The sequence below is a fragment of the Stenotrophomonas maltophilia group sp. SKK55 genome (assembly GCF_057179845.1).
This window is the reverse complement of sequence record NZ_JBXUHP010000013.1, coordinates 21,847-39,853: the sequence shown is the minus strand read 5'-3', so window position 1 is coordinate 39,853 and position 18,007 is coordinate 21,847. Positions and strand designations below refer to the sequence as shown.

Annotated in this window: 20 protein-coding genes and 2 pseudogenes; 12 read left to right on the top strand and 10 right to left on the bottom strand. The window is 68.4% G+C overall.

Going from position 1 to position 18,007, the window contains the following annotated elements:
* Positions 1 to 135 precede the first annotated feature (135 nt).
* The 4 genes from AC2A1N_RS07720 to AC2A1N_RS07705 all read left to right on the top strand — a co-directional run bounded on the left by AC2A1N_RS07720 (position 136) and on the right by AC2A1N_RS07705 (position 3,960).
* Positions 136 to 1,197, top strand: coding sequence for a two-component system sensor histidine kinase NtrB (locus tag AC2A1N_RS07720; RefSeq protein ID WP_061479397.1), 1,062 nt, complete (start codon positions 136 to 138; stop codon positions 1,195 to 1,197).
* On the top strand, positions 1,190 to 2,638 hold the full coding sequence (ntrC, locus tag AC2A1N_RS07715; RefSeq protein WP_154350029.1) for a nitrogen regulation protein NR(I): 1,449 nt from the start codon (positions 1,190 to 1,192) through the stop codon (positions 2,636 to 2,638). The genes AC2A1N_RS07720 and ntrC overlap by 8 nt, the downstream gene beginning before the upstream one ends.
* Before the next feature lie 93 nt (positions 2,639 to 2,731).
* On the top strand, positions 2,732 to 3,301 hold the full coding sequence (locus tag AC2A1N_RS07710; RefSeq protein WP_049439225.1) for a superoxide dismutase family protein: 570 nt from the start codon (positions 2,732 to 2,734) through the stop codon (positions 3,299 to 3,301).
* Positions 3,302 to 3,333: 32 nt separating this feature from the next.
* The gene (locus AC2A1N_RS07705) at positions 3,334 to 3,960 is read left to right on the top strand and encodes a superoxide dismutase family protein (protein WP_242889675.1); all 627 of its coding nucleotides are present in this window, start codon (positions 3,334 to 3,336) and stop codon (positions 3,958 to 3,960) included.
* 197 nt (positions 3,961 to 4,157) lie between these two features.
* Here AC2A1N_RS07705 and AC2A1N_RS07700 read toward each other — a convergent pair whose 3' ends face one another.
* Positions 4,158 to 5,045, bottom strand: coding sequence for a hypothetical protein (locus AC2A1N_RS07700; RefSeq protein WP_061479373.1), 888 nt, complete (start codon positions 5,043 to 5,045; stop codon positions 4,158 to 4,160).
* A gap of 93 nt (positions 5,046 to 5,138) precedes the next feature.
* Between AC2A1N_RS07700 and AC2A1N_RS07695 the strand changes: the two genes are divergently transcribed.
* Entirely contained in the window at positions 5,139 to 6,434 is a 1,296-nt protein-coding gene (locus AC2A1N_RS07695; RefSeq protein ID WP_152985301.1) for an acetyl-CoA C-acetyltransferase, read from the top strand.
* Positions 6,435 to 6,555: 121 nt separating this feature from the next.
* Here AC2A1N_RS07695 and AC2A1N_RS07690 read toward each other — a convergent pair whose 3' ends face one another.
* From AC2A1N_RS07690 to AC2A1N_RS07680, 3 genes are all read right to left on the bottom strand, one after another.
* On the bottom strand, positions 6,556 to 7,851 hold the full coding sequence (locus AC2A1N_RS07690; protein ID WP_061479372.1) for a heme biosynthesis HemY N-terminal domain-containing protein: 1,296 nt from the start codon (positions 7,849 to 7,851) through the stop codon (positions 6,556 to 6,558).
* Between the two features lie 6 nt (positions 7,852 to 7,857).
* The gene (locus AC2A1N_RS07685; protein ID WP_061479371.1) at positions 7,858 to 8,835 is read right to left on the bottom strand and encodes a uroporphyrinogen-III C-methyltransferase; all 978 of its coding nucleotides are present in this window, start codon (positions 8,833 to 8,835) and stop codon (positions 7,858 to 7,860) included.
* A 105-nt stretch (positions 8,836 to 8,940) separates the two neighbouring features.
* Positions 8,941 to 9,750 (bottom strand): uroporphyrinogen-III synthase, encoded by an 810-nt coding sequence (locus tag AC2A1N_RS07680; RefSeq protein WP_061479370.1) that lies wholly within the window; start codon positions 9,748 to 9,750, stop codon positions 8,941 to 8,943.
* Positions 9,751 to 9,785: 35 nt separating this feature from the next.
* Here AC2A1N_RS07680 and AC2A1N_RS07675 point away from each other — a divergent pair, with 35 nt between their 5' ends.
* The 5 genes from AC2A1N_RS07675 to AC2A1N_RS07655 all read left to right on the top strand — a co-directional run bounded on the left by AC2A1N_RS07675 (position 9,786) and on the right by AC2A1N_RS07655 (position 12,871).
* Positions 9,786 to 10,253, top strand: a complete 468-nt coding sequence (locus tag AC2A1N_RS07675) for a YiiD C-terminal domain-containing protein (RefSeq protein ID WP_061479369.1) — start codon at positions 9,786 to 9,788, stop codon at positions 10,251 to 10,253.
* 32 nt (positions 10,254 to 10,285) lie between these two features.
* Positions 10,286 to 10,711: a hypothetical protein gene (locus AC2A1N_RS07670; protein WP_061479368.1), complete on the top strand. Its 426-nt coding sequence runs from the start codon at positions 10,286 to 10,288 to the stop codon at positions 10,709 to 10,711.
* A gap of 57 nt (positions 10,712 to 10,768) precedes the next feature.
* Complete coding sequence (locus tag AC2A1N_RS07665; protein ID WP_049416566.1) at positions 10,769 to 11,206, top strand: rhodanese-like domain-containing protein; 438 nt, start codon at positions 10,769 to 10,771, stop codon at positions 11,204 to 11,206.
* 100 nt (positions 11,207 to 11,306) lie between these two features.
* Positions 11,307 to 11,825 carry a protein-export chaperone SecB gene (gene secB / locus AC2A1N_RS07660; RefSeq protein ID WP_005407596.1) on the top strand — a complete coding sequence of 173 codons (519 nt, stop codon included), beginning with the start codon at positions 11,307 to 11,309 and terminating at the stop codon, positions 11,823 to 11,825.
* Positions 11,826 to 11,845: 20 nt separating this feature from the next.
* Positions 11,846 to 12,871 carry an NAD(P)H-dependent glycerol-3-phosphate dehydrogenase gene (locus AC2A1N_RS07655; protein ID WP_061479367.1) on the top strand — a complete coding sequence of 342 codons (1,026 nt, stop codon included), beginning with the start codon at positions 11,846 to 11,848 and terminating at the stop codon, positions 12,869 to 12,871.
* Between the two features lie 143 nt (positions 12,872 to 13,014).
* Here AC2A1N_RS07655 and AC2A1N_RS07650 read toward each other — a convergent pair.
* Positions 13,015 to 13,302: pseudogene (locus tag AC2A1N_RS07650) on the bottom strand (YybH family protein); the annotation flags it as partial.
* A 59-nt stretch (positions 13,303 to 13,361) separates the two neighbouring features.
* Between AC2A1N_RS07650 and AC2A1N_RS07645 the strand changes: the two are divergent.
* On the top strand, positions 13,362 to 14,036 hold the full coding sequence (locus AC2A1N_RS07645; RefSeq protein ID WP_242889676.1) for a hypothetical protein: 675 nt from the start codon (positions 13,362 to 13,364) through the stop codon (positions 14,034 to 14,036).
* A 13-nt stretch (positions 14,037 to 14,049) separates the two neighbouring features.
* Here AC2A1N_RS07645 and AC2A1N_RS07640 read toward each other — a convergent pair whose 3' ends face one another.
* The 5 genes and pseudogenes from AC2A1N_RS07640 to AC2A1N_RS07620 form a co-directional block, all read right to left on the bottom strand.
* Positions 14,050 to 14,424 carry a hypothetical protein gene (locus AC2A1N_RS07640; RefSeq protein ID WP_061479364.1) on the bottom strand — a complete coding sequence of 125 codons (375 nt, stop codon included), beginning with the start codon at positions 14,422 to 14,424 and terminating at the stop codon, positions 14,050 to 14,052.
* A 487-nt stretch (positions 14,425 to 14,911) separates the two neighbouring features.
* The gene (gene arsB, locus AC2A1N_RS07635; protein ID WP_111176795.1) at positions 14,912 to 15,943 is read right to left on the bottom strand and encodes an ACR3 family arsenite efflux transporter; all 1,032 of its coding nucleotides are present in this window, start codon (positions 15,941 to 15,943) and stop codon (positions 14,912 to 14,914) included.
* Positions 15,944 to 15,956: 13 nt separating this feature from the next.
* The gene (locus tag AC2A1N_RS07630; protein WP_242889848.1) at positions 15,957 to 16,460 is read right to left on the bottom strand and encodes an arsenate reductase ArsC; all 504 of its coding nucleotides are present in this window, start codon (positions 16,458 to 16,460) and stop codon (positions 15,957 to 15,959) included.
* Positions 16,461 to 16,496: 36 nt separating this feature from the next.
* Positions 16,497 to 16,916, bottom strand: a pseudogene (arsN2, locus tag AC2A1N_RS07625) (arsenic resistance N-acetyltransferase ArsN2); the annotation flags it as partial.
* A gap of 1 nt (position 16,917) precedes the next feature.
* Positions 16,918 to 17,247, bottom strand: coding sequence for an ArsR/SmtB family transcription factor (locus AC2A1N_RS07620; RefSeq protein ID WP_134968525.1), 330 nt, complete (start codon positions 17,245 to 17,247; stop codon positions 16,918 to 16,920).
* A 17-nt stretch (positions 17,248 to 17,264) separates the two neighbouring features.
* On the opposite strand from AC2A1N_RS07620, the gene arsH reads away from it, so the two are divergent.
* The gene (gene arsH / locus AC2A1N_RS07615) at positions 17,265 to 17,993 is read left to right on the top strand and encodes an arsenical resistance protein ArsH (RefSeq protein ID WP_061479361.1); all 729 of its coding nucleotides are present in this window, start codon (positions 17,265 to 17,267) and stop codon (positions 17,991 to 17,993) included.
* The last annotated feature ends 14 nt before the right edge of the window (positions 17,994 to 18,007 follow it).

The following is an 18,007-nucleotide window of genomic DNA, read 5'->3' as shown; positions in this document are numbered from 1 at the left end:
CCTGCGGCAGGGGTCAGAGCCCTTTCCAGGCGGAAAGGGACCCGACCCCGGACCCCGCAGCGCATGCGGTCAGATCCCTTTCCGCGAGGAAAGGACTCTGACCCCGAACCCCGCGTTTTGCACTACATTGGTGCAATGTCCGACCCCTCTCCCCCGCCGTCCCTCGATGCCCTGGGCACGCCGCTGGCCTGGGCCGGGGCCGATGGCCGCATCATCGGCTGCAATCCGGCCTTCGGGCGCTGGCTGGGCGTCAGCGGGCGCCGCCTGCTGGGCCAGCCATTGGCCGCACTGGAAGTGCAGGGTGAGGCACTGGCCCATTTCCTTGCCCGCGATGAGCGCGACAGCTTGCGCCTGAACCGGCTGGCGCTGGCGGTGCCCGGCGAAGCGCCGCGCTTCGCCGAGGGCTGGATGAGTCGCCGCGACGATGGTGGCTGGCTGCTGGAGGCGCATCCGGTCGATGAATTCCCCGGGCTGGACCCGACCCAGGCCCTGCCCAGCGCGCTCAGCGCGGCGCTGAAGGGCTTGGCCCACGAGCTGCGCAACCCGCTGGCCGGGTTGAAGGGTGCGGCCCAGCTGCTGGCCCGCCGCGCGGCCCAGCGCGAGGCCAGCGAACGCGAGCTGATCGAGCTGATCGGCTCGGAGATCGAGCGCCTCAACGGCCTGCTCGACCAGCTGCTGTCGCCGGCCCCGGCCGCACCGCACGCCGAACTGAACATCCATGCCGCGCTCGAGCGCGTGCTGCGCCTGGCCGAGAACGAGGCCGGCTGGGCGGTACGCCTGCAGCGTGACTACGACCCCAGCATTCCCGAATTCCATGGCGATGCCGACCGCCTCACCCAGGCGGTGTGGAACCTGGTGCGCAACGCGATCCAGGCCGGTGCCGGCGGCATCACCCTGCGCACCCGCGTGGAGCATGGCGTGCGCATCGCCGAGCAGCTGCACACGCTGGCGTTGCGCCTGGAGATCGCCGACGACGGCCGTGGCGTGCCGGAGGAACTGGCCGAACACCTGTTCCTGCCCTTGGTGAGTGGCCGCGCCGAAGGCACCGGGCTGGGCCTGGCGCTGGCCCAGCAGGTGGCGCGCGAGCATCGCGGCACGCTCACCTACCGCTCGCGCCCGGGCCATACCGTGTTCACCCTGCTGTTGCCGATCGGCAACGGCGCCGCCCCGGCCGAGGAGGCCCCGCGCGATGTCTGAGTTCCCCACCACCGCGCAGCGCATCTGGGTGGTCGATGACGATCGTGCGGTGCGCTTCGTGCTGTGCACCGCGCTGCGCGAGGCGGGCTACCAGGTTGTCGATTTCGACAGCGCTGCGGCTGCCCTGCAGGCCCTGGGCGAAGGCGCGCCGCCGGCGCTGCTGTTCACCGATGTGCGCATGCCCGGCGACGATGGCCTGGTGCTGCTGGACAAGCTCAAGGCCGCGTTGCCGCAGCTGCCGGTGGTCGTGATGTCGGCCTATACCGATGTGGCCAGCACGGCCGGTGCGTTCCGCGGCGGCGCGCATGAATTCCTGTCCAAGCCGTTCGACCTGGACGATGCGGTGGCATTGGCGCAGCGGGTACTGCCGGCGGTGGCGCCCGCGCTGGCCGCTCCCAGCCCCGCCACCGAAACGCCCAGCGACCAGCCGCCGCAACTGGTGGGTGATACGCCGCCGATGCGCGCGCTGTTCCGCGCCATTGGTCGCCTGGCGCAGGCACCGCTGGCGGTGCTGATTACCGGCGAGACCGGCACCGGCAAGGAGCTGGTGGCCAATGCGTTGCATCGCGAATCGCCGCGCGCGCAGGGTCCGTTCGTCGCGCTCAATACCGCTGCAATCCCATCCGAGCTGCTGGAAAGCGAGTTGTTCGGCCACGAGGCCGGTGCCTTCACCGGTGCGCAGCGCCGCCATATCGGCCGCTTCGAGCAGGCCAACGGTGGCACGCTGTTCCTTGACGAGATCGGCGACATGCCGCTGCCGTTGCAGACCCGGTTGCTGCGCGTGCTGGCGCAGGGCGAGTTCTTCCGCGTCGGTGGCCGCGAACTGATCCGTGTCGATGTGCGCGTGGTGGCCGCCACCCACCAGGACCTGGAAGGGCTGGTCGCGCAGGGGAAGTTCCGTGCCGACCTTCTGCATCGCCTGGACGTGGTGCGCCTGCAGCTGCCGCCGCTGCGCGAGCGCCGCGAGGACATCGCACAGCTGGCCAGCACCTTCCTGGCCGCCGCCGCACGCAGGCTGGACACGCCACCGAAGCGCCTCACCGCCGCGGCGCTGCAGGCGCTGCGCGAACACGACTGGCCCGGCAACGTGCGCGAACTGGAAAACGTGTGCTGGCGGATGGCCGCGCTGGCCGCCGCTGACACCATCGGCGTGGCCGACGTCGATACCGCGCTGAACCGTACGCGGGGCCGTCGCGGCAGCATCAGCGGTGCCGATCCAGGCCAGTGGGAAGTGCTGCTGGCCGAATGGGCGCGCCGCCAGCTGGCCGAAGGTGTGGAAGGGCTGCATGCGCAGGTGCGCGAGCGGGTCGACCACGCGCTGCTGGAAGCGGCGCTTCAGATTACCCATGGCCGCCGCGCCGAAGCCGCTGCCCGCCTGGGCCTGGGCCGCAATACCCTTACCCGCAAGCTGGGCGCCGGGCGCCGCCGCGGGGGCCATTGAACGGTCCCTGCACGCGATCCTCGCGCCCGCTTGCCGAACCGTTGATCGTTCATGGACGATGCAATGCTTAGTGTCACCTGCAAGGAGTCTTCGATGCGTCTGTCCTTTGCCATCCTGCCGTTGTCCGCCGCCGTGCTGCTGTCTGCCTGTGGCAGTGCGCCGAAGAAGGCCGAACCCACGCCGCCACCGCCGACCGTGGTCAGTGCTGCGAAGCAGGGCGAGGCCAATCTCGCGCCGGCCTCGGCCAGCATCGTCAGTGGCCGCATCGCACTGATGGTGGAGCCTGGTGGCATCCACATCACCGGCCTGGTCGGTGGCCTGCAGCCGATGCAGCAGGCGGGCTTCCACATCCATGAGCGCGGCGACTGCAGTGCAGTGGATGCCAGCAGTGCCGGCAATCACTTCAATCCCGGTGGTGCTGCGCATGGCCGCGCCGGTACCGGCAAGCACCACCTGGGCGACATGGACAATCTGCGTGCCGATGCCCAGGGCCGCGCCAACGTCGATATCCACCTCAAGGGGGTTACCCTTGGCGGAGGCGCCGCCACCGATATCGCCGGACGCGCACTGGTCGTGCATGCCAACGCCGACGACTATCGCAGCCAGCCCGCCGGCAATGCCGGCGTCCGCATCGCCTGTGGCGTGATCCGGGTGGTCCGCTGATCACTGCAGGCATCATCGAGGGAGAGATTCCAATGCGTCTGATCCACACTTCGCTGTTTGCGGCCATCGCCGCGCTGGGCCTGGCGGCCTGCAACCAGCAGCCCGCCGCGCCACAGACTGAAACCCCGCCGGTCGCGCCGGCCGACGGCGCCACCACCGAACCGGCTGCAACGCCGGCCCCGGCGGCTGCACCGGCTGCCGATGCTACGGCCAGCGCCGAGCTGGCACCGACCCAGGGCAACGAGACCAAGGGCAGCGTCACCTTCAAGGTGGTTGATGGCAAGGTCCACGTGACCGGCCAGATCACCGGCCTGAAGCCGGGCAGCGAGCACGGCTTCCACATCCACGAGAAGGGCGACTGCAGCGCGCCGGACGGCATGAGCGCCGGCGGTCACTTCAACCCGGGCAAGCAGGATCATGGCAACGTCGCCACCGATCCGCACCACGGCGGCGACATGCCCAACATCAAGGCCGACGACAAGGGCGTGGCCACCATCGACGGCCCGGTGTCGAGCAACGTCAACATCGGCAAGGGTGATGATTTCGACATCATCGGCCGCGGCCTGATCGTTCACGCCGATGCGGACGACTACAAGACCCAGCCGACCGGCAACGCCGGCGCGCGCCTGGCCTGTGCGGTGATCCAGAAGGCCCCGTAAGAAACAAAGAACGCCGGCGCAAGCCGGCGTTTTTCTTGCATCCCTTCCTGTAGAGCCGAGCCCGCGCCCGGCTGCTCTTCCGGCGGCCTGAGCCGAGCATGGGCTCGGCGCTACAGCAATACGCACGGCGGTCGCGCCCCGGCGAAACGCAATTGCACGGTAGCGCCGGGCCATGCCCGGCGGTGCGGATCCGCAGATCAGCGCGACAGCAGCTCGCGCGCGTCCTGCCCGGCCTCGCAGTGCACGAACAGTACCGGCACGCCATGTGCTTCCAGCACCGCAGCCATCTGTCGCTGGCGCATCAGGAACTGCTCGTAGATGCCCTTCAGGCGATCGCAGTCGTTCTTGCTGTGGCTGTAGTGCGCGCACCAACCGGCCGGGTCGAACAGCGCCATGCGTGCTTCGCCATGCGTATAGCGCAGCAGCGGCTCGGGCGCGGCATTGAGCCACTCGTCCTCGCCCGGCGCCATGATCGCGGTCTCGATCAGCGGCCACAGTGCGGCCAGGCCCTGGTTGTCGTACTGCATCGACATCATCGCGGCCAGGTCGTTCACAGTGAAATAGCGCGCGTGCTCGATGCGCGCACCGAAGGTGTTCTGCGCCATCAGCGCGGTGTCGGCATGCGCCATGCCGTTGGCCAGCAAGGTTTCTTCCAGCGCATCGGCGACCGCGTTGGTGGTGGCCACATCGCTGCCGGTCAGCAGGAACGGCACCACGCGCAGGCCACCGCCCACCAGCGTGGCATCGGCCTGGAACGGCAGTGGCACGTCACCCTCGGCATCGGTACCGAAGGCCAGCAGGCGCGGGCCCTGGTTGCGGCCCGGGGCACGCATCTGCAGCTCTTCCAGGCGGCGATGGATCGGCCAGCCCGGGCGCAGCACTTCGGCCGGGTCGAAATGCGCGGCGGCGAACACCAGGTCCAGCTCGGCGACCTGCGGCACCAGCTTGGCCAGGTCACGGCCGACGCGTTCGGCCAGTTCACCGGCCTGTTCGGCGCTGAGTACCGCCTGGCGGGGGATTTCACCGCCGGCCAGTTCCAGGGCCAGCACGCCAAGGGCATTCATCGCGGGGTCGGGTTTGCTCATGGTTCCACGGTTGGCCCATCACAGGGCGGCAGCTACACTTGGCTCCATTATGCCTGCTCCGCCGTGCAGGCCATGTTGCAGACACCCTCATCCATGCCAGGTATCTCCATGCCCAACGCTCGTCCCGTCGCCATCCTCGGTGGCGTCCGCATTCCGTTCTGCCGCCAGAACACCGCGTATTCGGATGTTGGCAACCTCGGCATGTCGGTCCGTACGCTGGGCGCGCTGGTCGAACGGTTCGGCCTGCACGGCCAGCAGCTGGGTGAAGTGGCGATGGGTGCGGTGATCAAGCACTCCAGCGACTGGAACCTGGGCCGTGAAGCCACGCTGTCGTCCGGCCTGTCGCCGCTGACCCCGGGCATCACCCTGCAGCGCGCCTGTGGCACCTCGCTGGACAGCATCATCACTGTCGCCAACAAGATCGCGCTGGGCCAGATTGAATCGGGCATCGGCGGTGGTTCGGACACCACCTCCGACGTGCCGATCGTCTACGGCAAGAAACTGCGTGCGCGCCTGCTGGCGGCCAACCGCGCCAAGAGCACCGGCGACAAGATCCGTGCGCTCACCTCCGGTTTCAAGTTCTCCGAGCTCAAGCCCGAGTTCCCGGGCGTGGCCGAGCCGCGCACCGGCAAGAGCATGGGCGACCACTGCGAGGACATGGCGAAGGAGTGGAACATCTCGCGCGACTCGCAGGATGAGTGGGCGGTGTCGTCGCACAAGAAGCTGGCTGCCGCCTACGAGCGTGGCTTTTTCAACGACCTGATCGCACCGTTCCGTGGCGTCGAGCGCGACAACATCCTGCGCCCAGATACCTCGCTGGAAAAGCTGGCGACGCTGAAGCCGGCGTTCGACAAGGTTTCCGGGCGTGGTACGCTCACCGCCGCCAATTCCACCCCGTTGACCGACGGTGCCGCTGCGGTACTGCTGGCCAGCGAAGAGTGGGCACGCGCGCATGGCCATGAGCCGCAGGCCTACCTGCGTGATGCGCATGTCTCTGCGGTGGACTTCGTGCATGGCGAGGGCCTGCTGATGGCACCGACCGTGGCCGTGCCGGAGATGCTCAAGCGCAACGGCCTGACCCTGCAGGACTTCGACATCTACGAGATCCACGAAGCCTTCGCCGCGCAGGTGCTGTGCACCCTGCGTGCGTGGGAGAGCGAGGATTACTGCCGCAACCGCCTGGGCCTGGACGCGCCGCTGGGCCGCATCGACCCGGACAAGATCAACCTGCTGGGCTCGTCGCTGGCCACCGGCCACCCGTTCGCCGCTACCGGCGCACGCGTGATCGCCACGGCAGCCAAGCAGCTGGCCGAACGCGGCGGTGGCCGCGCACTGGTGTCGATCTGCACCGCCGGCGGCATGGGCGTGGTGGCGATCGTCGAACGCTGAGCATCACGGTAGTGCCGGCCGCTGGCCGGTAGCGCTGGTACGAAAACGCCGCCCAATGGGCGGCGTTTTCGTTGGTTGCTCCGGTGGGTGCCGACCGTTGGTCGGCACACCTCAGCCATGCTTACGGCAACCGCGGATTACCGAACTCGTCGCGCTCTTCGTTGGCGTCATACACTGGCGGCTGCACCGCGATCGGCTGCTCCTCCACCGTGGCGCGCAGCGGCGCTTCGCTGCCACGCACCAGTTCCACGCTGTCCTCGCCGCGCTGCAGGCGCAGCGCATTGGCCAGGCACTGCGCGGCCAGCGCGTGTTCGCCACGTTGCGCGAACACTTCACCCAGCGCTTCCCACGCCGGTGCACCGGCGCCCGCGGCAATGGCCTCGTGCAGGAACGCATCGGCGGCATCCCATTGCTGCTGGCCCAGGGCCACGCGGCCCTGGGCCAGGCGCAGGGCGGCCGAGCCGTCATGCACGTTGCGCCAGCGCGCCAGATTGGCCTGGCGGGTGGCCAGGCGCTCGGCCGGCAGGCGGCCATACAGCGCCACCAGTTCGTCGTCCCAGCGATGGTCCAGGGCCTGTTCCAGCGCCAGCAGCGCCGGCTCGTCCCAGTTCAGGGCCACCGCGCGGCTGGCATACGCGCCGACCACGTCCGGGGTGGGGCGCAGCGCCTTCGGCGTGGCTTCCCACTGCGCGGCCAGCGCGTTGACGTCGGCCGCTTCCAGCAGCGCCTGTGCGGCCAGGCGTGCTTCCAGTTCGCTGTTCGCGTCGGCCGGCAGCACCTTGCTCTGGCGCAGTGCACCCAGCTGGCCATACGCCTCGTGGGCGCGGCCGGCCTGTGCCAGTGCTTCGGTGCGCAGCCACAGGCCGCGCGGCGGCAGCGGCTGGATCGCCGCTACGTCCAGCGCATTGATCGCATCGACCGGCAGATCGCGCGCCAGCAGCTGTTCGGCGCGCAGCAGCGCCTGCAGGGTGGCGTCGCTTTCACCCAGGCGCTGCAGCAGCGCCTCTCCGGCGGGGCCGTCGGCCCGTGCCTGCGCGCTCCGCACGGCGGTGGCCAGTGCGACCGCGCTCACTTCCGGGTCTTTGGCGGCGCCGTCCAGCAGCTTCTCCGCACGCTGCCACTGGCCATGCTCGTAGGCCTGCAGGCCGTCGATCAGGCGCACCCGGCCCTGCTTGCGGCGGTAGCGGCCCCAGGCACGGAACGGTGCAGCGATCAGGCTCCACAGCAGCCACAGCACCAGCACCGTGATCACCGCCAGCAGCGCTACCTTCGGCAGGTTGCTGTGATAGTCGTAGCCGCCGTAGCGCAGGGTCACTTCGCCGAAGCGGTTCAGGTCATCGGCGCCGAGCCATTGCGCGGCGACCACGCCGATGGCCACGGCCAGCAACAGCACGACCAGGGATTGCAGGGGTTTCATGCGGGCTTACCTCCGGTCGGTCTGGGTGCGCAGTTGTTGCAGGGTGCTGCCAAGGACAGCGTCGTTGGCCTGCAGCGGCAGTTCGCGCAAGGCCTTCAGTTCAGCACGTTGCGCGCGCAGGGCCGGTGAATCCGGCCAGCGCCGCTGTGCCCACTGCTCCACGCGGTCCAATGCGGTGTTGCGGCCCGCGCGGTCGCCGCGCTCGATCGCGGCGCGCGCCAAGGTCAGTTCCAGCTGCAGCGCATCGTCGGCGTTGCGCTTTTCGGCGGCAGTCAGTGGGCCGTTCTGGCGGCTCGGGGTGATGTCCACGAACGGTGCCAGCGTGGCCTGCCACCAGGGCTTGGCGGTGCTGCTGCCGGTCGTACCGGTGATCTGCGAGGGCAGGCCCTGCAGCGCCCGGGCCACAGCATCCAGGCGCTGCAGCGACTGCACGCGCGGGCCGCTGCCGAGCGCATCCAGTGCCTCGCGCTCCTGCACCAGCGCCTGGCGCAGGTTCAGGCCGTCGGCGTCGGGCAGATCGGCCAGCGCGGTGGCGGCCTGTGCATACAGGCGGCGTGCGCCGTCCACGTCGTCGGCGTAGTTCAGGCGCTGAGCAGCCTGGGTCAGCAACAGCTCGGCCTCATCGCGCTGCACCGCCTGGCGGCCCTGGTTGGCACTGTCGGCCAGCTTGGCCACGTTCTCTTCCAGCAGCGCGCTGCGCTGTGAGAGTCCCAGCATCTCGTCGCGCAGCACGCGGTTGGTGGTCGCCGCATCCTGCAGGCGCTGGCTGGTCGCGCGCTGGTCACGGCGCAGCGCATCCAGCGTGGCCTCCAGGCCCTTCAGCTGTACGGCCGTGGTCTGTGCCTGCGCCTGATGTTCGCGCTGTTGCTGCTGCCAGACGTACCAGCCGGCATAACCGCCCGCGCCGAGCACGACCACGGCGGCCAGCGGCAGCAGCCAGCGCACGGGTCGATGGGGTGGAGGTGCGGGCGGAGTATCGTTCATCGGGCTTCCTTGTCGGCAACGTCGCCGGTCGGGGTGCCGGCAGGCTGCGTTGTGCACAGCATCACCGTTGCCGACGACAGCGGCAAGCGTGATCCACGTCCCTGTTCAGGTCGCTGCCGGGACGGTGAGCGTGGCGTGTGCAGCCGCCACCAGCTGCGCAGCGGTGGGGCCGGCGCTGCGTGTGATGCGCTGCAGGCCGAGCGCCTGCGCCTGTTCGCCGAGGCGGTCACTGGCAACCACCACGCGGGCAGACGCCCGCAGGCGCTGCTGCCCGGCCGGCGAAAGCTGTTGCCAGAAATGCTGCAGCGCTTCGCCACTGCTCACGGCCAGTACCCACGGCTGTGCTGAATGCGCCAATCGCGCCAGCGTTCGCGGGGGCAGTCGCAGCAGGCGACGCTGGTAGACGTCGGCACGTTCGATCGTGGCGCCCGCCGCCTGCAGCTGCGCGGCAATCAGGCCACGCCCGCCGGGCGCGGTCACCAGTCCGATGCGCAGGCCCTGTACGTCGGCCAGCACCGGCATCGCCAGCAGCCCCTCGCTGTCCATCCGCTGCGGCGCGTGCACCTCGGTGATGCCGTGTGCCCGCAATGCGCGCGCAGTGCCTTCGCCCACGGTCAGCCACGGGCTGCGCTGCACGTCGGCCAGCGGCAGCAGGGACGCGGCTGCGGCAACGGCGGCCGGGCTGGTGAACACCACCCGATCGCAGTTCAGCGCGCGTTGCAGCTGGCGCACCACAGCCGTGCCATGCAGGCGCTGCAGGCGCCAGGGCGCCAGGGCCAGGACATTCCCGCCCAGCCCGGCAACGGCGCGGCGCAGCGCCACGTTCTGGCCCCGCGGGCGCAGCGAGATCAGGGTCCAGCGTGGGCCGGAACGGGTGGCGCCAGTGGGTATCGTATGGTCGACCATTGCCTGCATTATGCGGGCCCTTCGTTGTCGTGGTTGCTGCTCCGATGTCCGTTGATGCCCTGACTTCCTCGTTGGCCGCCCTGCAGGACGTGCTGGACTGCATGCCGGCGGTCCGCGCCATGCAGATCCAGCTCGACGGCTATGCCGATGGCGTGCTGCGCATCACCGCGCCGCTGGCGGCCAACGTCAACGACAAGGGCAACGCCTTCGGCGGCAGCCTGGCCTCGGTGCTGACCCTGTCCGGCTGGGCCCTGGTCAGCCTGCGCCTGCGCCTGGCCGGCCACGATGCCGAGGTCTATGTGGCCGACAGCAACCTGCGCTATCTGGCGCCGGTCTATGAGGACCTGCATGCCCACGCCGAAGCGGCCGAAGCCACCGGCTGGGACGCCTTCCTGAATACCTTCCGGCAGCGCCGCAAGGCCCGCATCAGCATCATCGCCACCCAGCCCGGTGCCGATGGCAGGCCTGCCGCCGAGTTCAGCGGTCGCTTTGTTGCCTTCGCCAAAGGGTAGGATGGCAGGCTGACGTTCTGGGGAAACCACCGATGCGCCGCCTCATCCAGTTCCTGATGTATTCCCTGCTGCTGGCCAGTGCCGTGGCCTCGGCCGACGACCTCAGCCGCAAGCAGCGCAAGCTGCTGGAAGAGACCCAGATCGCCTACGGGGCGACCATCCGCTGGGGCAGCATGGACGATGCCATCGGCTACCTCGACCCCAAGCTGCGCAAGGAAAAGCCGCCGACCGAGTTCGAGCTCAACCGTTACGCGCAGCTGCGCGTGTCGTCCTATCGCGAGCGCAGCAGCGCCTCGCTGGACGGTGGTCTGGTCGAGCGCCGGGTCGAAATCGGGGTGATCAACCAGAACACCCAGGCCGAGCGCACCGTGGTCGTGGTCGAGCGCTGGCGCTGGGACCCGGAGGCCAAGCGCTGGTGGCAGACCGCCGGCCTGCCGGACCTGTGGAAGGGGCAGTGACGGGCCGCGTCCGGCTTGTGCGACAATCGGCGCCCGCTTAATCGACCCGTGACCTGAGTGAATTACGAAGAGTTGCTGGCCTTTGCAGGCCGAAACCCGATGCTGTCCGCGGCCCTGGTCGGCCTGACCGTGGCCATCATCGTCACCGAGATCCGCCGCCTGTTCCGGGGCTTCAAGGGCATCAAGCCCGCCGAACTGACCCAGCTGATCAACGCGGGCGGCACGGTGGTGGTCGACCTGTCGGCCAGCGGTGACTTCGAGAAGGGCCACATTGCCGGCAGCCGCAATGCCCAGGCCAGTGCCTTCGGCCCGGAAAACAAGCTGGTGGCCAATGCCAAGCAGTCGCCGGTGGTGCTGGTGTGCCGCAGCGGCAACGCCTCGGAAACCGCCGCCAAGGCGCTGAAGAAGGCCGGCTTCGAAAAGGTCTACGTGCTCGACGGCGGCATTCCTGCCTGGCAGCAGGCCGAACTGCCGCTGGTCAAGGGCCGCAACTGATTGTCGCAGGTGGCGGATCCGGCCTTGTATGGGCCGGGTCCCGCCCCCATCGCAGTAGTTCGACCATCGTTTTCATTGCATTCACCTGGAGTTACTGGAAATGTCCGAAGAGATCACCAACGGCGCCGCTGCGCCGGTCGATGCCGCTACCGGCCCCGCTTTCACCGTCGAGAAGATCTACGTCAAGGACGTCTCCTTCGAGTCGCCGAACGCGCCGACCATCTTCAATGACCAGGTGCAGCCGGAGCTGCAGCTGAACCTGAACCAGCAGGTGCAGCGCCTGGGTGAGAACGCCTTCGAAGTCGTGCTGGCCGTGACCCTGACCTGCCAGGCCGGTGAGCGCACCGCCTACGTGGCCGAAGTGAAGCAGGCCGGCGTGTTCGGCCTGGTCGGCCTGGACCCGCAGTCGATCGACGTGCTGCTCGGCACCCAGTGCCCGAACATCCTGTTCCCCTACGTGCGCCAGCTGATCAGCGACCTGATCCAGGCCGGCGGCTTCCCGCCGTTCTTCCTGCAGCCGATCAACTTCGAAGGCCTGTACGCAGAAACCCTGCGCCAGCGCCAGGAGCAGGGCGACGCACCGTCGCTGGCTGACTCCGAGCCGGCCGGCAACGCCTGATTCCTGCCGCGACGTCACGGATGAGCACTCCCGCTGACAAGATCGCCGTGCTCGGCGCCGGTTCCTGGGGAACCGCGCTGGCCAGCCTGCTCGCACGGCACGGTCACCCGACCGTGCTGTGGGGGCGCGATGCTGCCGTGGTCGAGGCCATCGACCAGCGCCACGAGAACCCGCGTTACCTGCCGGGCATCCCGCTGCCGGACAGCCTGCGTGCCACCACCGACCTGGCGTCGGCGGTGCAGGGCGCGGCCTGGATCCTGGTGGTGACGCCGTCGCACGCGTTTGGCGAGACCGTGCGTGCGCTGGCGCCGCTGCGACCGCCCGGTGCCGGCGTGGCCTGGGCCACCAAGGGCTTCGAACCCGGTTCGGGCCGTTTCCTGCATGAAGTGGCGCGCGAAGTGCTGGGTGAGGATGTGCCGCTGGCCGTCGTCACCGGGCCGTCGTTCGCCAAGGAAGTCACCCAGGGCCTGCCGACCGCGATCACCGTGCACGGCGACGTGCCCGAGTTCGCGCAGACGGTGGCCGAGGCGATGCATGGCCCGGCGTTCCGCGCCTACACCGGCGACGACATGGTCGGTGCCGAGCTGGGCGGTGCGATGAAGAACGTGCTGGCCGTGGCCACCGGCGTGGCCGATGGCATGCAGCTGGGCCTCAACGCCCGTGCCGGCCTGATCACCCGCGGCCTCAACGAAATGCTGCGCCTGGCCGCTGCGATCGGCGCCAAGCCGGAAACGCTGATGGGCCTGGCCGGCCTGGGCGATCTGGTGCTGACCTGCACCGGGGACCTGTCGCGCAACCGCCGCCTGGGCCTGGCCCTGGGCCGCGGCCAGACGCTGCAGGATGCCGTGCGCGAGATCGGCCAGGTGGTCGAGTCGGTGCAGACTGCCGACGAAGTGATGCGACAGGCGCGCCGTCATGGCATCGACCTGCCGATCTCCGACGGTGTGCGTGCCGTGCTGCATGGCGAGCAGACCCCGGAAGAAGGCCTGCGCGCACTGCTGGCGCGGGAACAGAAACCGGAGTATCCGGACACGCTGTTCAAGTGAATCGAAAAACCCCGGCCACGCGCCGGGGTTTTTTTATGCGCGCTCCATCCACGCATGGCGTAGATCCAGGACGGATCCCGCTTCTGGTAGCTGCCAACCTTGGTTGGCGCCCGGTAGCGCCGGGCCATGCCCGGCGGCATTCATCACCGCGCGCGCGGCCGTGCGTTGCTGTTGTCCATGTCCGATAAAATCAACCACGGCCCATCCCCCTCGCGCTTCAGCATGAGCGTGAACTTGCCGGTATCCCTCACGTTGCTGCCGTAGCCGTACGCACCAATGATGTAGCCCGTGTTGCCCTCCATCGAACACGCCAAGGCGCGCAGCCGCAACGGACTGCTGCCCTGGCCGGCATACGCGGCCTCGATCGCACTGCGGCCGCGCACGGGCGGCTGGTTGCTTTGCAGCACAAAGCCATCTTCGGCGAACAGCGCATTAGAATCACGCGGCCGCCGATTCGGTGGATGCAGCGCAGATCAGACAAGGACACGCGATGAAGATGCGAATCACAGGGATGGCGATGATGGCCGCGCTGCTGGCAGCCTGCGGACAGGCACCGGAGAAGACTGGCGGGACTGCACCTGCTGCGGCGCCAGCGCCGACCACCGAAGCACCGGCCGCCGCGGCGACGGTGGTCGAGGAGGAACCGTCCGCCGAAGACGGCGTGGCCCCCTCGGTGTGGGACAACGAAGGCGAACCGGAAGACCCGGGCGCCGGCGGCGAACTGACCTGCGCGGACAACCCGCTGGCGACCCACTTCTTCACCCTGGTGGGCGGCAACACCGTGGACGACTGTGGCCGCAAGGATCCGAAGGTGCTGGCCGCGTTCAACGCCCTGATGAAGAACACGGCCGCAGCCGAATCCGCCGACAAGGAGATTCCCTCGCTGCGCCAACGCCTGTTGAGCGGACCCAGCGGCCCTGGCGAGCTGCTGGTGCTGCAGGGCGAGCCGTGGTGGTTCTACACCGCCTGCCAGGCCCACGACTGCCCCGGCACCGCGTTGGCGATGCTGTACTCACCCACGCAGGCGAAGATGGTCGGCCGTCTTACCGCGCGCTGCCGTGTGTGGTGGCTGGGCGAGCCGACGGCGGAACAGCGTGAGCAGATCGAACAGCGCCAGCCACTGCAGGATGCCGCGTTGAAGGAAGACAGCGCGCTCTGCGAGTGATGTGGCGCCGGCGTCACCCGTCCGGCTGCATGCGCGCGCTGGCCTGTGCGTTCATCGTCAGGCACGCCATGATCAGCCCTTCCATCACCCGGTCGCCCACGTACTCGGCCTCCGTGCCGTTCTGGCGCACGCGCTCGGCCGCCAGCAGCAGCTCCAACGTCACGCGTTGGCCGGCCAGTGCACAGTCCGCATCGCCCAGCGCCATGCAACGGCCCGGCATCTGGTGACGCTCCGGCCAGGGTTGGCCATCGGCGGCCGCGCCTTTGCCGATGCGGTGAAGCGTGGCGATGAAGGCGTTCGGGTCGGTCGCAGCCGCGTGCTCTGAGGGCTCACCGCCAGTGGCGGACGAGCGATGCGGATGCAGGCGGGGGAAGTCCGGTGAGGTCATGGCAGTGCTCCGTGCAGGACAGACGGTAGCCGCCACGCAAAGGTGGCGGGCGGAGACGTGGCTCGAAAACCGGGAGATCACGAACAAGACCGGCAGGCGCAAGGCCTCCACGCTCCGCCCGCCATAGCCGGCAGACGGAATGCCAGCCGGCGCCACGCGGGGTGACGCCGGCTGGCAAGCGCAAACAACGTTCGTGATCTAACGGGTTTTCGAGGCCCGGCCACCGATTTTCCGGTGGCCCGCCATCTGTACCGCTGTCGCTGCGCAACGCCAATCAGACGAGTTGCAAACAGCGTTTGATCGAAGACGCTTTCAGCATTCTTGCATCCTGCTAAGCCGTCGCTGACGCAGGTGCCGCAACGTCCGTAGCAGCATGGGGAATATGCGACATGGTTCGAACTTGATGACAGGGATATGGGTACCCCACCAAGCCGATGACGACAGTGCGGAGCGAAGAACGTAGATCGAACTCGCCCCACTCTGGTTGTCAGCGCTCTTCGGGTCCTTCGTACCAAGCCTGAGTACGGTTCACGATCCGCACCACGGACAGCATGACCGGTACCTCGATCAGCACACCCACCACGGTGGCCAGCGCCGCTCCCGAGTGCACGCCGAACAGTCCCACCGCAGTCGCCACCGCCAGTTCGAAGAAGTTGCTGGCGCCAATCAGCGCTGACGGGCCGGCCACGCAATGCGCCACGCCCAGACGGCGGTTCAGAAGGTAGGCCAGGCCCGAAGTGAAATAGACCTGGATCAGGATCGGCACCGCAATCAGCGCGATCACCAGCGGTTGCTTCACGATCTGCTGGCCCTGGAACCCGAACAGCAGCACCAGCGTCAGCAGCAGCGCGGACAGGGACAGCGGGCCCAGCCGTCGAAGCGCGCGCTGCAGGCCCGCCTCGCCGCTGCGCGAAAGGATCCAATGCCGCAGCACGGCGGCCACCAGCACCGGCACCACAATGTAGAGACCCACCGACAACAGCAGCGTGTCCCACGGCACGGTGATCGCCGACAGGCCCAGCAGCAGTGCAACCACCGGCGCGTAGGCAACCACCATGATCGCGTCGTTCAAGGCCACCTGGCTCAGGGTGAAGTTGGCATCACCGCGGCACAGGTTGCTCCACACGAACACCATGGCGGTGCAGGGCGCGGCCGCCAGCAGGATCAAACCGGCGATGTAGCTGTCGATCTGTGCTGCGGGCAGCCAGTCCGCGAAGGCATGGCGCAGGAACAGCCAGCCCAGCAGCGCCATCGAGAACGGCTTCACGGCCCAGTTGATGAACAGCGTCACGCCGATGCCCTTCCAGTGCTGCTGCAACTGGCGCATCGCAGTGAAGTCGACCTTCAGCAGCATCGGGATGATCATCAGCCAGATCAGCACCGCAACCGGCAGGTTGACTTTGGCCACTTCGGCGGAGGCCAGCACCGCGAAGGCATCGGGCAGGACGTGGCCCAGCAGCGTGCCCATCGCAATGCACAGCACAACCCACAGCGTCAGGTGTCGCTCGAACAGACTCATGGCAGTGGCACCGTCACTGCGCGCCGTCGGTCGGCAGCAGCTGGCCGATCCGGTCCAGCGCGTGCTGCAGCGCTTCGCGTTCAGACCACACCGATTCGGGCAGTGCGAGCAGCGCACGCAGGCGCGTTTTCACGATGGCATGGGCCAGTGCGAAGGCTGCGGCCTTGTCGGCATCGCTGCCTGCCACGGCGGCCGGATCAGGCAGGCCCCAGTGGCTGCGGATGAAGTCACCGAACACCACAGGGCAGGCTTCGGCAGCGGCCGCGTCACACACGGTGATCACCAGATCCATCGGGGCTGCATCCACGAACTCATCCCACGACTTGCTGCGCAGCCCGTCAATGGGCATTCCTTCGGCCTGCAGCTGGGCGAGCGCGAAGGGATTGATCTGGCCAGTGGGCTGGCTGCCCGCACTGAATGCGCTGAAGTGATCGCCGCCCCAGGCGCGCAGGGTGGCTTCAGCCAGCACGCTGCGCGCGCTGTTGCCGGTGCAGAGGAACAAGACATTGCGGGTCATGTGGCTTCCGTGGTCAGGGAGTGGCTTGGACATGCACAGCGCGCTGGCCGGGCAGAGACTAGTGAACTCGGCAGAGCTGCGGATCGCCTCCGCTATCTGCGCGCGATCGCATCCGGCATAGCCGTGCCGCGCGAACCACGGGCCTGCCGACGTTGTCAGCAGCACCAGTTCCCTGACCTGCATGCGGCGGGCCATGTCCTCGGCCGCTGACAGCAACGCGCGCCCAAGGCCGGTATTGCGTCGGTCGTCGGACACCACCAGCGAGCGAAGCAGGGCCGACGCGCCGAAGATCTGCAATCCAACGGCACCCACGGGAATGCCGTCGAGGTCTGCGACGAGAAACGCCACCTCGCTGCTTTCCAGATCGGCCACGGGCAACTGCGCCTGCCGCAGAAGGTCGCGGATGGAGCACAGGTCGTCGCGCGTGCCTGCACGAATCACCGGATCGGGTTTCATCTCAGCACCTGCATGCCGGTTCGGTGACCGCGCACCGCTCATCCGGGGAGCCCGCGCAGCAGTTGTGCGTCAGGTACTGGATCAAGCCGTTCATCGCATCGAAGTTGGCGCGGTAGCAGACGTGGCGGCCTTGGCTTTCGCTCTCCACCAGCCCGGCCTGCACCAGCTCTTTCAGGTGGAAGCTGAGCGTGGCGGGAGGCACCTGCAGGGCCGTGGCGATGTCGCCCGCCATGCGCCCTGCCGGGCCCGCCTCCACCAGCAGGCGGAAGGCAGCCAGGCGGGTGGCATGGCCGAGGGCGGTCAGGGCAGCGATTGCATTCGACGTTTCCATATTTCTAGAATAATCGAATGAATAAGCCAATCACAAGCCTGGACCTGCCCAACCTGGCGGAATCGTCATTGCCCCAGCCCAATCATCATCAGCTCGCCGCGGCAGATCTGGGGCCGCCACGCATTCTCCTGCTCTACGGCTCGCTGCGGCCCCAGTCGTTCAGCCGCAAGCTGGCGCTGGAAGCCGAGCGGCTGCTGCGCCACCTGGGGTGCGATACCCGGGTGTTCGATCCGCATGCGCTGCCGATGCTGGACAGCGTGGACAGGAATCACCCCGAAGTGCAGCGACTGCGCGAATGGTCACAGTGGTCGGAAGGGCAGGTCTGGGTCAGCCCCGAGCGGCATGGCACGGTCACCGGCGTGTTCAAGAACCAGATCGACTGGTTGCCGCTGGAAGATGGCAGCGTGCGGCCCACGCAGGGCAGGACGCTGGCGGTGATGCAGGTGAGCGGCGGCTCGCAGTCGTTCAACACCGTCAACACGTTGCGCGTGCTCGGCCGCTGGATGCGCATGCTCACCATCCCCAACCAGTCGTCGGTGGCCAAGGCCTGGCAGGAATTCGATGACGACGGCCGGATGAAACCCTCGCCGTACTACGACCGGGTGGTGGACGTGATGGAGGAACTGGTGAAGTTCACGCTGCTGACGCGGGGCCGGTCGGACTACCTGGTGGACCGCTACAGCGAGCGGAAGGGCGACGCGCACGCCGCGGCATTGGCGCGGGCTGCAGGGGCTACGGCTTCCTGATCCTCATGGGTGCC